The sequence below is a fragment of the Amycolatopsis sp. NPDC000009 genome (genome assembly GCF_055563465.1).
Map to the genome: position 1 here is coordinate 167,997 of NZ_JBVHDI010000014.1, position 14,566 is coordinate 182,562.

Sequence of the window (14,566 nt, forward strand, 5' to 3'; positions counted from 1 at the left end):
GAAGGGACGCGCCCATGCCGGCAACCCCGATCCTGCCGTTCGTCGCCAGGACGAGGCTGGTGGATCACCACTGCCACGGCGTCGTCACCGGTGATCTGGGCCGGATCGAGTTCGAACAGCTGCTCACCGAGGCCGACACCGTCTCGTCACTGGGCACGACCCTGTTCGACTCGCTGATCGGGCTCGCGGTCCGGGCCCGCTGCGCCCCGGTGCTCGACCTGCCGCCGCACGTTCCGGCCGAGGTCTATCTGGCCCGCCGCGCCGAGCTGGGAGCCACCGAGGTCAACGCGCGGTTCCTGCGCGCCACCGGCACGACCGAATTCCTGCTCGACGGCGGATTCCTGCCGGACACGCTGACCACCACCGAGCAGTTCGCCGCCCTGTCCGGCGCCCGCGCACGGGACATCGTCCGGCTCGAACAGGTCGCCGAAACGGTGATCGGCGCCACGACCGCGGCCGGATTCGCGTCGGACTTCGCCGCGGAGCTGGCGAGACGCGCGACGACCGCGGTCGGGTTCAAGTCCATCGCCGCCTACCGCGTCGGCCTCGACCTGGCGGGGGAGCGGCCGGCGGACGCCGAAGTGGCCGAAGCGGCGGGCCGCTGGCTCGCGCGGATCGAGGCGGGGGAACCGGTCCGGCTCGCGGACGAGGTGCTGCACCGGTTCCTGATCTGGACCGGGATCGACCTGGCCCTGCCGATCCAGTTCCACGTCGGCTTCGGCGACTCCGACGTGGACCTGCACCGCTGCGATCCGCTGCTGCTCACCGGGCTGCTGCGGGCCACCCGGTCACACGGGGTCCCGATCATGCTGCTGCACAACTATCCCTTCCACCGGAACGCCGCGTATCTGGCGCAGGTCTTCGAGCACGTGTTCATCGACGTGGGACTCGCGACGCACAACGCCGGTCATCGTGCGCCGGCGATCATCGCGGAGACAATGGAGATGGTGCCGTTCGGGAAGCTGCTGTTCTCCACGGACGCGTTCGGGCTCGCCGAGCTGTACCACCTCGGCACCGCGCTGTTCCGGCAAGGACTGTCCGACTTCCTGTACGCGGGGCTCACTTCGGACGTACTGTCCGAAGTGGACGCGCATCGGATAGCGGCGCTGGTCGGGCACCGCAACGCCGAACGGGTGTACGGGCTGGAGGGGACATGACGGAACTGGACGAACTGCAGGACCGCTGGGAGGCCGCCGTCGAGGCGGAACTGCCGTCCGCGATCGAGCTGCGGCACCGGGTGCACGCCGATCCACGCGCGTCGGGCGACGAGGAGGACACCGCGCGGGTCGTCGTCGAGGCGCTGGGCGTCGACGAAGGGGTCCCGGTCGCCAAGACCGGGCGCGCCGTGCTGCTCCCCGGCACCGGGGCGGGACCGGCCGTGGCGCTGCGCACCGAACTGGACGCGCTGCCGGTCACCGAGCGCACCGGGATCCCGTGGGCCTCCGAGACGTCGCTGATGCACGCATGCGGACATGACGTCCACATGGCCGCGCTCGTCGCCACCTGCCGCGCGGCCGCCGTCGTCGGGGTGCCGCGGCCGCTCCTCGCGCTCCTGCAGCCGCGAGAGGAGACGTCGCCGTCCGGCGCGCTGGACATCGTCGAGTCGGGCGTGCTCACCGAGTACGGCGTCGAATCCGTCATCGGCGCGCATGTGCAGCCCAGGCTCGCGGCGGGCGTGGTTTCGGCGGTGCCGGGACCGGTCAACGCCTCCACCGACGAATTCGACGTCGTCGTCCGCGGCCAGGGCGGGCACGCCGGGTATCCGCATCTGCTGCGGGACCCGATCCTCGCGCTCAGCCAGATCGTGGTGAGCCTGCAGCAGCTCGCGAGCCGCCGGGTCGACCCGGTGTTCGGCGCGGTCTGCTCGGTCGGGCGGATCGAAGCCGGGACGACGGCGAACGTCGTGCCGAACGAGGCCCGCCTGTCGGGCTCGTTGCGGCTGATGCGCGCCGAAGACCGCGACCTCGCCCTGGAGGGGCTCGCCGAGGTCGTCCACGGCACCGCGAAGGCGCACGGCTGCCGGGCGGAACTGGAGATCAGCCCGTGCGAACCGGTGCTGCACAACGACGCCGGGCTCACCCAGCGCGCGCACCGGCGGTTCGTCCGGACGGGGGCGGGTGTGGACACCGACTTCCGGTCGTTCGGCGCCGACGACTTCGCGCACTACTGCGGGATGACGCGCGGGCTGATGATGTTCGTCGGCCTCGGCGACACCGCGGGCGCGCCCAGCCTGCACGACGAGCTGTTCCTGCCGCCCGACGCCGCCATCGGGCACGTCGCGTCGGCGCTGATCGCGGGCTATTTGGCCGCCGTCGAGGGCTGACGCCCCCAAGAAGTGGATGAAGCGCTACGGTGGCCGACGTGAATACCGCCTCGGCAGCGTTCCTCGCGACCATCCCCAGTCCCGACCAGGGCGTCTGGCATATCGGGCCGGTCCCGATCCGGGCCTACGCGCTCTGCATCATCGCCGGCATCATCGTGGCGATCTGGCTGGGTGAGCGGCGCTGGGCGAACCGCGGCGGCACGAAGGGCACGGTCATCGACATCGCGGTCTTCGCGGTGCCGTTCGGCCTGGTCGGCGGGCGGTTGTACCACGTCGTCACCGACAACCAGCTGTACTTCGGCGAGGGCAAGAACCCGCTCAACGCGCTGAAGATCTGGGACGGCGGCCTGGGGATCTGGGGTGCCATCGCGCTGGGCGCGGTCGGCGCGCTGATCGCCTGCCGCCGCAAGGGGATCCCGCTGCCCGCGATGGCCGACGCGCTCGCGCCGGGGATCGTGATCGCGCAGGCGATCGGCAGGCTCGGCAACTACTTCAACCAGGAGCTCTACGGCGCGCACACCGACCTGCCGTGGGGCCTGGAGATCTACCAGCGCTACAACCCGGCCAACCCGGACGACTTCCTGAACGGCGTCGCGCTCGGGCACGTCCCGCTGCCGGACAGCCCGGTGCATCCGACGTTCCTCTACGAGCTGCTCTGGAACCTCGGTGTCGCGCTGCTGGTCATCTGGGCGGACAAGAAGTTCCGCCTCGGCCACGGCCGCGTGTTCGCGCTGTACGTCGCCGGGTACACCGCGGGCCGGTTCTGGATCGAGATGATGCGGACGGACACCGCGAACCACATCCTCGGCCTGCGGGTCAACGTGTGGACCTCGATCCTGCTGTTCGCCGCGGCGATCGCGTACTTCGTCCTCGCCGCCAAACGGGGGCCGCGGGAAGCGCCGGAAACGCTGTGGAGCAAGGACGTTCCGCGGGAGGACGCCGACTCCGACTCGGCCTCCGCTGAGTCGCACGCGGAGGTCGCCGCGGCTCCGGACACCGTCCGGGACTCCGCCGTCGACAAGGCGACCGAGGACCCGAAGCCGGACCCCGAGAAGTAGCGCCGCAAGTCCGTGAAGGCCTCCTTCACTACCCTCAGGGTAGGCAAGGAGGCCTTCACGGACTTCAGGGAGAGACCAGGCCCCGCCCGGTCACCAAAGGCAGGTCCAGCGCCGTCAGCAGCCCGGGCGGAGCCGCCACCACCGCCGGGATCGCGTTCACCAGCCGCATCGCGGTCGCCTTCAGCCCGGCGGTGTTGTGGTCACCGTCGGTGCCGACCAACCGCAGGTCCAGTTCATACTGAGGCTCCCCGGTCACCTGGACTCGGTAGCAGCCCTGCCCGCTCGGCTGCGGCCAGTCCGGCCCGAGGTCGCCGCGCAGGCGCGTGATGTGCTCCAGCACGCAGACCGCCCGTCCGCCGCGCATGCCGCGCACTTCGAACCGCAGCGCCGCCGCCGTGCCCTCTTTGATCGTTCCCGAAGCGATCTCGAACGTCTCGGGAGCCGGGAGCCGTTCGTAGACCTCCTCGACGCCGTCGAGCTCGACGTCCAGCCCGGCCGCGAGCTGCCGCACGACGCTGCCCCAGGCCAGCGACAGCACGCCGGGCTGCAGCAACAGCGGCAGATCGTCCATCTCCCGGCCGAAGCCCATGATGTCGAACAGCACTTTGGCCTGGTTGTACGTCGAGTAGTCGAGGATCTCCAGGCAGCGAACCTCGTCGATCCGTTCGCATACGCCGGTGAGCACCAGCGGCAGCCAGTCGTTGGCGAAGCCGGGGTCGACGCCGTTGACCCACAGTGAGGCTCCGCCTTCGCGGGCAGCCTCCCGGATCGGCTCGATCATCTCCGGCGGGACGACACCTTCGGGGTACTGAAGGAACACCGGGCTGCTGGAGACCACGTTGATCCCCGCGCGCAGGAAGCGTTTCAGGTCTTCGACGGCCTCGGGCAGCCGGTCGTCGGCCATCGCCGTGTAGAGCACGCAATCCGGCTTCAGCGCGATGAGCGCGTCCGCGTCGGTGGTGGCCGCGACACCGAGCGGGCGCCCGAGCCCGGCCAGCTCCCCGGCGTCCACGCCCGCCTTGGCCTCGCTCGAAACCCAGACCCCGGCGAGCTCGAGATCGGGGCGGGCGTCGATCCCGGCCAGCGCGTGGCGGCCGACGTTCCCGGTACTCCACTGGACCACGCGCACGGCGCCTCCTACAGATCGGGCAGACCAAGTTCCAGGTTCGGAGCCTGCAATCCACCGTCGACTTCGATGATCTTGCCGGTGACGTACCGGCCCGCGCCCGACGCCAGGAACACGACGGTGGCCGCGATGTCCTCGGTTTCGCCGATCCGGCGCAGGGGAGTGGCGGCCTCCATCCGGCCGCGCAGTTCGTCGTTGCCCACCACCACTTCGAGCGCGGAGGTCGCCACCGAGCCGACCGAGATCGCGTTCACCCGCACCTTCGGCGCGAGATCGGCCGCCGCGAGCCGGGTGTAGTGCGCCAGCGCGGCCTTCGCCGTCCCGTATGCGGCGAAGCCCCGGCCGGTCACGCGGCCCATGACCGACGAGATGTTGACGACCGACCCGCCCGACTCCAGTAAGGACGGTGCCGCCGCCACGGTCAGCGCGTGCGCGGTGGAAACGTTGAAGCGAAAGGCTTCTTCGAGGAAGCCGGCGCTGGTTTCCAGCAGCGGCCGGGGATAGGTGCCGCCGACGTTGTTGACCACCAGGTCCAGCCGTCCGAACTCCGCCGTCGCGATCCGCGCCAGCTCGCCCGCGGCCGCCGGGTCGCTGAGATCGGCGGGCACCACGTGCGCGCGTCGGCCGGTGGCGGCGACCAGGGCCGCCACCTCGTCGAGCTGGGCTTCGGTGCGGGACGAGATCACCACGTCGGCACCGGCTTCGGCGAGGGCCATGGCCGTCGCCGCGCCGATCCCGCGTCCGGCGCCGGTGACCACGGCGACCTGGTCGGTGAGCCGGAAACGGTCCAGGATCATGCGCGGAACTGTAACACGTTCTATTTCCGGTGTCCTGGGCTCGCGCCGGGCGCCTGGAGTGACTAGGGTCGCCTCACCGAGTCTCGTGACATCCCGGAACGGGACATATACTTAGCGGAACGAACTACTGTGACCTCATCAAGAACTGTGTCGTTCCGGGCGTCCAGATCGTTACCCATCGGCGGGCTTTCGCGCCCGCCGAACTGATGCCGACGTGTTTCACAGGTGTTAAAGTCGCGCTAACGAACGGGCCATCGTCGTCCCGTGCGCATTCCCCCGGCCGGCCCCGCCCGGCCGCTGAGCACAGACGACGAAGGAGGTCCCTTCATGATCTTCTCCGCCATTCCAGGCAAACAGGGTCTCTACGATCCCGAATCCGAACAGGACTCCTGCGGTGTGGCCATGGTGGCCGACGTCCGCGGGCGGCGTTCGCACGGCATCGTCACCGACGGCCTGTCCGCGCTGACGAACCTCGACCACCGCGGCGCCGCCGGAGCGGAGCCGACCAGTGGTGACGGCGCGGGCATCCTGCTGCAGCTCCCGGACGAGCTGCTGCGGGCCGAAGTGGACTTCACCCTGCCCGAGGCGGACGCAGACGGTCAGCAGACCTACGCGACCGGGATCGGGTTCCTGCCCTCGGACCTCGAGGAGCGGACCAAGGCCATCGCCCTGATCGAGCGGATCGCCGGCGAAGAGGGCCTCGACGTCCTCGGCTGGCGCGAGGTCCCGGTCGACGCCGACCGTGCCGACATCGGCCCGACGGCGCGTTCGGTGATGCCGCATTTCGCGATGCTGTTCGTCGCGGGCGCCGAGACCGACGGTCGATGTCCCGCCGGGCTCGAGCTGGACCGCCTGGCCTTCTGCCTCCGCAAGCGCGTCGAGAACGAGAGCGTGACCGCGGGCTGCGGCACCTACTTCCCGTCGCTGTCCTCGCGGACCATCGTCTACAAGGGAATGCTGACCCCCGAACAGCTCCCGCTCTTCTTCGCCGATCTGACCGACACCCGGCTCACCAGCGCCATCGCGCTCGTGCACTCCCGGTTCTCCACCAACACCTTCCCGTCGTGGCCGCTGGCGCATCCGTTCCGGTTCGTCGCGCACAACGGCGAGATCAACACCATCCGGGGCAACCGCAACCGCATGCGCGCCCGTGAGGCGCTGCTCGAATCGGATCTCATCCCCGGCGACCTCACCCGCCTGTACCCGATCTGCTCGGCCGACGCGTCGGACTCCGCCTCCTTCGACGAGGTGCTGGAGCTGCTGCACCTCGGCGGGCGGTCGCTGCCGCACGCGGTCCTGATGATGATCCCCGAAGCGTGGGAGAACCACGCCGGGATGAACGCACAGCGTCGTGCGTTCTACCAGTTCCACGCCAGCCTCATGGAGCCGTGGGACGGCCCGGCCTGTGTCACCTTCACCGACGGCACCCTCGTCGGCGCGGTGCTCGACCGCAACGGCCTGCGGCCAGCCCGATGGTGGCGCACCGCGGACGACCGTGTCGTGCTGGCCAGTGAGGCCGGGGTGCTCGACGTGGCCCCCGCGGACGTCGTGGCCAAGGGGCGGCTCAAGCCCGGCCGCATGTTCCTGGTGGACACCGAAGCGGGCCGGATCGTCGACGACGAAGAGGTCAAGTCGGAGCTGGCCAAGGAACTCCCGTACGAGGGCTGGCTGCACGCCGGTCTCCTGCAGATCGCCGACCTCCCGGACCGCGACCACATCGTGCAGAGCCACGATTCCGTGCTGCGGCGGCAGCTTTCCTTCGGCTACACCGAAGAAGAGCTGAAGATCCTCCTCGCGCCGATGGCGGTCAAGGCGGCCGAGCCGATCGGCTCGATGGGTTCCGACACCCCGCCCGCGGTGCTGTCGCAGCGTTCCCGGCTGCTCTACGACTACTTCAAGCAGAACTTCGCGCAGGTCACCAACCCGCCGCTGGACGCGATCCGCGAAGAGCTCGTCACCTCGATGAGCCGGATCATGGGCCCCGAGCGCAACCTGCTCGCCCCCGGCCCGGCCTCCTGCCGTCACGTGCAGCTGCCGTATCCGGTGATCGACAACGACGAACTCGCCAAGCTGATCCACATCAACGACGACGGCGACCTTCCCGGCTTCGCGTGCAGTGTCCTTTCCGGACTGTACGAAGTGGATGGTGGGGCCGACGCGCTGGCGTCCGCGATCGAGCGGGTCCGGCGCGAGGCATCCGAGGCGATCGAGGCGGGCGCGCGCACGCTCGTACTGTCCGATCGCGATTCCGACCACCGGATGGCGCCCATCCCGTCGCTGCTGCTCGTGTCCGCGGTGCACCACCATCTGGTGCGCACCAAGGAGCGGCTCCGCGTCGCGCTGGTCGTCGAGACCGGCGACGCCCGCGAGGTCCACCACATCGCGCTGCTGCTCGGCTACGGCGCCGCGGCGGTGAACCCGTACCTGGCCTTCGAGACCATCGAGGACATGATCTCGACCGGCGCGGTCACCGGTATCGAGCCCGCCAAGGCGATCCGCAACTACGTCAAGGCGCTCGTGAAGGGCGTCCTGAAGATCATGTCGAAGATGGGCATCTCGACCGTCGGCGCGTACACCGCGGCGCAGGTCTTCGAATCCTTCGGCCTGGCCCAGGATCTGCTCGACGAGTACTTCACCGGGACGTCGTCGAAGCTCGGCGGCGTCGGGCTGACCGTGCTCGCCGAAGAGGTCGCCACGCGGCACCGCCGGGCGTACCCGGACAACCCGACCGATCGGGTCCACCATGGACTCGAGACCGGCGGCGAGTACGCGTACCGCCGCGAGGGCGAACTGCACCTGTTCACCCCGGAGACCGTCTTCCTGTTGCAGCACGCGACGAAGACCGGCCGGGAAGAGGTGTACAAGAAGTACTCCGACGAGGTGCACCGCCTGTACCGTCAGGGCGGCGCGCTGCGCGGGCTGTTCTCCTTCCGCGAAGGCGCTCGCGAGCCCGTCCCGCTGGACGAGGTCGAGCCCGTCGAGGCGATCTTCAAACGCTTCAACACCGGCGCGATGTCCTACGGCTCGATCTCGGCCGAGGCACACGAAACGCTCGCCATCGCGATGAACCGCATTGGTGGCCGGTCGAACACCGGTGAGGGCGGCGAAGACCCCGAGCGGCTCTACGACCCGGCGCGCCGCAGCGCGATCAAGCAGGTCGCGAGCGGCCGGTTCGGTGTGACGAGCGAGTACCTGGTCAACGCCGACGACATCCAGATCAAGATGGCGCAGGGCGCGAAACCGGGCGAGGGCGGGCAGCTGCCGCCGAACAAGGTGTACCCGTGGATCGCGCGCACGCGGCATTCGACGCCGGGCGTCGGGCTGATCTCGCCGCCGCCGCACCACGACATCTACTCGATCGAGGATCTGGCGCAGCTGATCCACGACCTCAAGAACGCCAACGAGAACGCCCGCATCCACGTGAAGCTGGTGTCCTCGCTCGGCGTCGGCACGGTCGCGGCAGGCGTGTCCAAGGCGCACGCGGACGTCGTGCTCATCTCCGGCCACGACGGCGGCACCGGCGCCTCCCCGATGAACTCCCTCAAGCACGCGGGCACCCCTTGGGAGATCGGGCTCGCCGAGACGCAGCAGACGTTGCTGCTCAACGGTTTGCGCGACCGGATCACCGTGCAGGTCGACGGCGCGATGAAGACCGGCAAGGACGTCGTCATCGCCGCGCTGCTCGGCGCGGAGGAGTACGGCTTCGCGACGGCGCCGCTGATCGTCGAGGGCTGCGTCATGATGCGCGTCTGCCACCTCGACACCTGCCCGGTCGGCGTCGCGACCCAGAGCCCGGATCTGCGCAAGCGGTACACCGGTCAGGCCGACCACGTCGTGAACTACTTCCGGTTCGTCGCCGAAGAGGTCCGGGAAACGCTGGCGGCACTCGGTTTCCGCACGCTCGACGAGGCCATCGGGCACGCCGAGATGCTGAACACCGACGAGGCGGTCGAGCATTGGAAGGCCTCCGGTCTCGACCTCGCGCCGATCTTCGAGATGCCGACCGAAACGCCTTACGGCGGGGCGAAGCGGCGCACGCGCACGCAGGACCACGGCCTGGAGCACGCGCTCGACCGGACGCTGATCCAGCTCGCCGAGGCGGCGCTGGAGGACGCGCATCCGGTGCGGCTCGAACTGCCGGTGCGGAACGTGAACCGGACCGTCGGCACGCTGCTCGGTTCCGAGATCACCCGCCGCTACGGCGGCGAGGGCCTGCCCGAGGACACGATCCACGTGCTGCTGACCGGTTCCGCCGGGCAGTCGCTCGGCGCGTTCCTGCCGCGCGGCATCACGCTCGACATGGTCGGCGACGCGAACGACTACGTCGGCAAGGGTCTTTCGGGCGGGCGGATCATCGTGCGCCCGCATCCGGACGCGAAGTTCGCCGCGGAGGGCCAGACCATCGCCGGGAACACGCTCGCGTACGGCGCCACCGGCGGCGAGATGTTCCTGCGTGGCCAGGTCGGCGAACGGTTCTGCGTGCGCAACTCCGGTGCCGTGGTCGTCGCCGAGGGCGTCGGCGACCACGCCTTCGAGTACATGACCGGCGGACAGGCCGTGGTGCTCGGCCCGACCGGGCGCAACCTCGCGGCGGGGATGTCCGGCGGCGAGGCCTACGTGCTCGACCTGGACCGCGGCAAGGTCAACGAGGAGATGGTGAACCTCCAGACGCCGTCGTCCGAGGACCTCGCCTGGCTCAAGAAGACCGTGCAGAAGCACTACGACCTCACACGTTCGGCCGTGGCCGCGTCGCTGCTCGGCGACTGGCCGCGTCGCTCGGCGGCGTTCACCAAGGTGATGCCCCGCGACTACCAGCGTGTCCTTGACGCGGCGAAGGCGGCGCGTGCCGCGGGCCGCGACGTCGACGAAGCGATCATGGAGGCCGCTCGTGGCTGATCCGACGGGTTTCCTGAAGTACGACCGTGAAGAGCCGAAGAAGAAGTCCAAAGAGGAGCGTCTCGCCACCTGGGGCGAGGTGTACGCCGAGGTGGAGCCTGCCGAGCGCAACGAACAGGTGCGCAAGCAGGCTTCGCGGTGCATGGACTGCGGCATCCCGTTCTGTCACTCCAGTGGTTCCGGTTGTCCGCTGGGCAACCTGATCCCGGAGTGGAACGACCTCGTGCGCCGCGGTGACTGGGCCGCGGCGAGCGACCGGCTCCACGCCACCAACAACTTCCCCGAGTTCACCGGGAAGCTGTGCCCCGCGCCGTGCGAGGCGGGGTGCGTCCTGTCGGTCTCGCCGCTGTCCGGCGGTCCGGTGTCGATCAAGCGGGTCGAGCAGACGATCGCGGACCAGTCCTGGGAAGCGGGCTACGTGCAGCCGCAGGTCTCGGCCGTGTCGTCGGGGCAGCGGGTCGCGGTCGTCGGCTCCGGCCCCGCCGGGCTCGCGGCCGCGCAGCAGCTGACCCGCGCCGGCCACGAAGTGACCGTCTACGAACGGGACGACCGGCTCGGCGGCCTGCTGCGGTACGGCATCCCCGAGTTCAAGATGGAGAAGAAGGTCCTCGACCGGCGGCTCGCCCAACTCCGCAAGGAGGGCACGAAGTTCGTCACCGGCTGCGAGGTCGGCGTCGACCTGACCGTGGAGGAACTGCGGGCGGAGTACGACGCGGTGGTCCTCGCCGTGGGCGCGCTGCGCGGTCGCGACGACACGACCACGCCCGGCCGCGAGCTGGCCGGGATCCACCTGGCGATGGAGCATCTGGTCCCGGCCAACAAGTACGTCGAGGGCGACGGACCGTCCACTGTGGACGCGGCGGGTAAGCACGTGGTCATCATCGGCGGCGGTGACACCGGGGCCGACTCGTACGGCACCGCGACCCGTCAGGGCGCGCTTTCGGTGACCCAGCTGGACCAGTACCCGACGCCACCGTCCACAAGGGACGACGACCGCTCGCCGTGGCCGACGTGGCCGTACATCCTGCGCACCTACCCCGCGCACGAAGAGGCGGGCGAGCGCAAGTTCGCCGTCGCGGTCACCCGGTTCATCGGTGACGACGAGGGCAACGTGCGCGCCGTCGAACTCCGGCAGGTCCGGGTGGTCAAGGACCCGGAGACCGGCAAGCGGATGGTGACCCCGGTCAACGACGAGGTCGAGGAGCTGCCCGCCGACCTCGTGCTGCTCGCGATCGGGTTCGAGGGTGTCGAGCACATGCCGCTGCTGGACGGGCTCGGGCTCTCGCTGACCAAACGCGGCACGCTCTCGTGCGGCGCGGACTGGCAGACCGAATCGCCCGGCGTGTTCGTCTGCGGCGACGCGCACCGCGGTGCCTCGCTGGTGGTGTGGGCGATCGCGGAGGGACGTTCGGTGGCGAGCGCCGTCGACGCGTACCTCACCGGCGCTTCGGACCTGCCCGCTCCGGTGCACCCGACCGCGTTGCCGCTCGCGGTGGTCTGACGAACGTCGGTCTCGTGAGTGTTTAGGACGGTTAGAACCGTCCTAAACACTCACGAGACCAGACCCACTCGTTACCGGGGCTCTGCTGGGTGCTGGGCTCGGCCGGCGGGTTGCGAAAGCCACTTTCGCAACCTTCAACGTTGCGAAAGTGGCTTTCGCAACGTCGGCCGTGGCCGGGCCCGGCATCAGGGCGGCCGGAGCCAGTAGGTACCTGAGACACCCTCGGCCAGAACCGTCCTTACCCCTCACGAGGCCCAAGACCAACGTCAGGCCCCGCTCCTCCCGAAGGTGGAGGGTCCGGGTCATGCTCCGGTCCGACGCGGTAGGGCGGCCGGTCACGCCACGCTCTCCGCATGAGAAAAACGTTGGCGATACTGGCTTTCCTCCCCTTGGCCGTAGCCGTTCCGGCGACCGCCGAGGCGGCTCCGGCACTGAAATGGACGTCGCCGTGCCCGGACTACGGCGTGACACCCTCACCGACCGAGGGGCTGGAATGCGCGAAACTCAAGGTGCCGTTGGACTACGCAGACCCCGGCGGCCGGACCATCGAACTCACCGTCTCCCGCAAAGCGAGTAAGTCGCCGAAGCGGCGCGGCGTGCTGCTGATGAATCCCGGTGGCCCGGGGAGCCCCGGCCTGGCGATGCCCACGCAACTCGCGCAGCGGCAGGGGCAGTCCGGCCTGCTCGACAGTTACGACGTCATCGGATTCGACCCGCGCGGGACCACCTACAGCACGCCGGTGACCTGTGACCTGAGCGAGGAACAGCGGTTCATCCTCGTCGGCCCGTACGCGGAGGGTCCGCGTGATGTCGCCGAGAAGGCGGCGAAGTCCCGCGTGGTGGCGAAGCAGTGCGCCGAGTCGAAGACCGCGGATCTCCTGCCGCAGATGACCACCACCAATACCGCGCGCGACATGGACCGGATCCGCCAGGCGCTGGGGGAGCGGAAGATCTCGTACTACGGCGTCTCGTACGGGAGCTATCTCGGCGCCGCCTACGCGTCGATGTTCCCCGCGCGCACGGACAGGATCGTGCTGGACAGCCTGCTCGGTCCCGACGGGCTGGACGTCCGGGCACATCAGCGCTTCGCGGACGGTTTCGACGATCGTTTCGGCGACTTCACGGCGTGGGCGGCGGCGCGCGACGACATCTACCACCTCGGGCGGACCCCGGCCGAGGTGACGGCGAAGTTCCTTCAGCTGGTCGAAAAGCGCCCAGGGATCCGAAGCGACACCTGGGGAGCGCTGTACGACGACGCGAACTTCCCCGGTCTCGCCGAGCGATGGGCCGCTCCGGCCGCGAAGGCGCAGGGCGGGCCTCTCGACACCGACAATCACGCCGCGCTTCAGCTGCAGGTGCTCTGCAACGACTCGGACTGGCCGGAAAGCGTTCGCTACTACCAAAAGGCGGTCGAACGGGCCCGCGTGACGCATCCGATGTTCGGCCCCGCCGCCGCCAACATCACGCCTTGCGCGTTCTGGCCGGTCGAACGCCGGGAGCCGCCGGTGCGGATCCACGACCGCGGACCGTCGAACATCCTGCTGGTGCAGAACCTCCGCGACCCGGCGACCCCGCTCGCCGGCGCCCGCGAGATGCGGTCGGCGCTGGGCGCACGGGCGAAGTTCGTCACCGTGGACGCCGGCGGGCACGGCGTCTTCACCATGGGCAACGCCTGCGGCGACGACTTCGTCGTCCGGTATCTGCGCGACGGCGTCCGCCCGGTCGCCGATACGCACTGCCGCTAGACCGAACGGCCCATCCACCGCCACGGATGCGGCCGAACGGCCGCTTGTACGCCTGGTAGCAGGACAAATACTTTCGAAATGTCGTGCAAGTCATACGGCAATTCACCGGTGGCGAAAGGTGGTACGCCATGAAGAGGACGGCTTCCCGGACGGGGATCCTGGCGGCGCTCGTCGGGCTGGCGGTGACGGGGCTGACCGCCGTCGCGAGTCCCGCGCACGCCGGACCGGTCCACCATCAGGCAGCGACCGACGCGCGGACGGTGGCGGCCTACTGGACACCCGAGCGGATGCGGTCGGCGGTGCCGATCGAACAGCTGGTCCAGGCGCCCGCCTTCACGCCGAAGGACGTCGCGAAGGGCACGAGCACGATCATCCAGAGCATCCCCAACGGCGGGGGCGCCTGGACCGGGGCGGGCAAGGTCGTCCAGACCGCGGGCCGGGTGTTCTTCACCATGGGCGGCCGGAACGCGTCGTGTTCCGGTGACGCGGTCACCAGCACGAACGGCAGCGTCGTGATCACCGCCGGGCACTGCGTGAAGTACCAGGGCGCCTGGCACACCAACTGGACCTTCGCGCCCGGCTACAACAACGGCAACACGCCCTACGGAACCTGGGCCGCGAAGAGCACGCTGACCACTCCGCAGTGGGAAGCGAGCGAGGACATGAACTACGACATCGGCGCGGCCGTGGTCAACCCGCTCAACGGGCAGAAGCTGACCGACGTCGTCGGCGCGCAGGGGATCGCGTTCAACCAGGCGCGCAACCAGTCGATGTACACGTTCGGGTACCCGGCGGCGGCGCCGTACGACGGGTCGAAGCTGATCTACTGCAGCGGGAGCACGTTCACCGACTTCCTGCTCACCAAGGACCACGGCATGAGCTGCAACATGACCGGCGGTTCGAGCGGCGGCCCGTGGTTCCTCAACTTCAGCGAGGCGACCGGCGCGGGTGTCCAGGCCTCGGTGAACAGCTTCGGCTACAACTTCCTGCCCGGTTACATGTTCGGTCCGTACTTCGGCACGGACGCGCAGAATCTCTACAACAAGGCGCAGGCCGCCTGATCAACCCGCCGCCCGCCCACTCCTTGGGAGTTTCGTCCCGGTGGGCGGGCGGCTTTCGG

At 69.6% G+C, this 14,566-nt stretch carries 9 protein-coding genes; 7 read left to right on the forward strand and 2 right to left on the reverse strand.

The window, feature by feature from the left end; all coding sequences use genetic code 11:
• Positions 1 to 14 precede the first annotated feature (14 nt).
• From ACZ3HL_RS30790 to lgt, 3 genes are read left to right on the forward strand one after another with little or no spacing between them, the layout of a single operon-like run.
• Positions 15 to 1,157, forward strand: coding sequence for an amidohydrolase family protein (locus ACZ3HL_RS30790; RefSeq protein WP_465418757.1), 1,143 nt, complete (start codon positions 15 to 17; stop codon positions 1,155 to 1,157).
• Positions 1,154 to 2,323 (forward strand): M20 metallopeptidase family protein, encoded by a 1,170-nt coding sequence (locus tag ACZ3HL_RS30795; RefSeq protein WP_465535003.1) that lies wholly within the window; start codon positions 1,154 to 1,156, stop codon positions 2,321 to 2,323. The genes ACZ3HL_RS30790 and ACZ3HL_RS30795 overlap by 4 nt, the downstream gene beginning before the upstream one ends.
• Before the next feature lie 29 nt (positions 2,324 to 2,352).
• Positions 2,353 to 3,381: a prolipoprotein diacylglyceryl transferase gene (gene lgt, locus ACZ3HL_RS30800; protein ID WP_465535004.1), complete on the forward strand. Its 1,029-nt coding sequence runs from the start codon at positions 2,353 to 2,355 to the stop codon at positions 3,379 to 3,381.
• Between the two features lie 64 nt (positions 3,382 to 3,445).
• On the opposite strand, the gene ACZ3HL_RS30805 is transcribed toward lgt, so the two are convergent.
• Complete coding sequence (locus ACZ3HL_RS30805) at positions 3,446 to 4,510, reverse strand: NAD(P)H-dependent amine dehydrogenase family protein (RefSeq protein ID WP_465535005.1); 1,065 nt, start codon at positions 4,508 to 4,510, stop codon at positions 3,446 to 3,448.
• Positions 4,511 to 4,518: 8 nt separating this feature from the next.
• Positions 4,519 to 5,304 (reverse strand): SDR family oxidoreductase, encoded by a 786-nt coding sequence (locus tag ACZ3HL_RS30810; protein WP_465535006.1) that lies wholly within the window; start codon positions 5,302 to 5,304, stop codon positions 4,519 to 4,521.
• 327 nt (positions 5,305 to 5,631) lie between these two features.
• On the opposite strand from ACZ3HL_RS30810, the gene gltB reads away from it, so the two are divergent.
• The 4 genes from gltB to ACZ3HL_RS30830 all read left to right on the forward strand — a co-directional run bounded on the left by gltB (position 5,632) and on the right by ACZ3HL_RS30830 (position 14,507).
• Positions 5,632 to 10,200: a glutamate synthase large subunit gene (gene gltB / locus ACZ3HL_RS30815; protein WP_465535007.1), complete on the forward strand. Its 4,569-nt coding sequence runs from the start codon at positions 5,632 to 5,634 to the stop codon at positions 10,198 to 10,200.
• Positions 10,193 to 11,701, forward strand: a complete 1,509-nt coding sequence (locus ACZ3HL_RS30820; RefSeq protein ID WP_465418743.1) for a glutamate synthase subunit beta — start codon at positions 10,193 to 10,195, stop codon at positions 11,699 to 11,701. Before gltB ends, ACZ3HL_RS30820 begins: the two co-directional genes overlap by 8 nt.
• A gap of 353 nt (positions 11,702 to 12,054) precedes the next feature.
• Positions 12,055 to 13,446, forward strand: a complete 1,392-nt coding sequence (locus ACZ3HL_RS30825) for an alpha/beta hydrolase (protein ID WP_465535008.1) — start codon at positions 12,055 to 12,057, stop codon at positions 13,444 to 13,446.
• A 128-nt stretch (positions 13,447 to 13,574) separates the two neighbouring features.
• On the forward strand, positions 13,575 to 14,507 hold the full coding sequence (locus ACZ3HL_RS30830) for a trypsin-like serine peptidase (RefSeq protein ID WP_465535009.1): 933 nt from the start codon (positions 13,575 to 13,577) through the stop codon (positions 14,505 to 14,507).
• Positions 14,508 to 14,566 lie beyond the last annotated feature (59 nt).

Coding starts and splice junctions, on each gene's coding strand:
- ACZ3HL_RS30810 (WP_465535006.1), bottom strand. CDS start 5,304: ATGATCCTGGACCGTTTCCGGCTCACCGACCAGGTCGCCGTGGTCACC.
- ACZ3HL_RS30830 (WP_465535009.1), top strand. CDS start 13,575: ATGAAGAGGACGGCTTCCCGGACGGGGATCCTGGCGGCGCTCGTCGGG.
- ACZ3HL_RS30795 (WP_465535003.1), top strand. CDS start 1,154: ATGACGGAACTGGACGAACTGCAGGACCGCTGGGAGGCCGCCGTCGAG.
- ACZ3HL_RS30825 (WP_465535008.1), top strand. CDS start 12,055: ATGAGAAAAACGTTGGCGATACTGGCTTTCCTCCCCTTGGCCGTAGCC.
- ACZ3HL_RS30790 (WP_465418757.1), top strand. CDS start 15: ATGCCGGCAACCCCGATCCTGCCGTTCGTCGCCAGGACGAGGCTGGTG.
- gltB (WP_465535007.1), top strand. CDS start 5,632: ATGATCTTCTCCGCCATTCCAGGCAAACAGGGTCTCTACGATCCCGAA.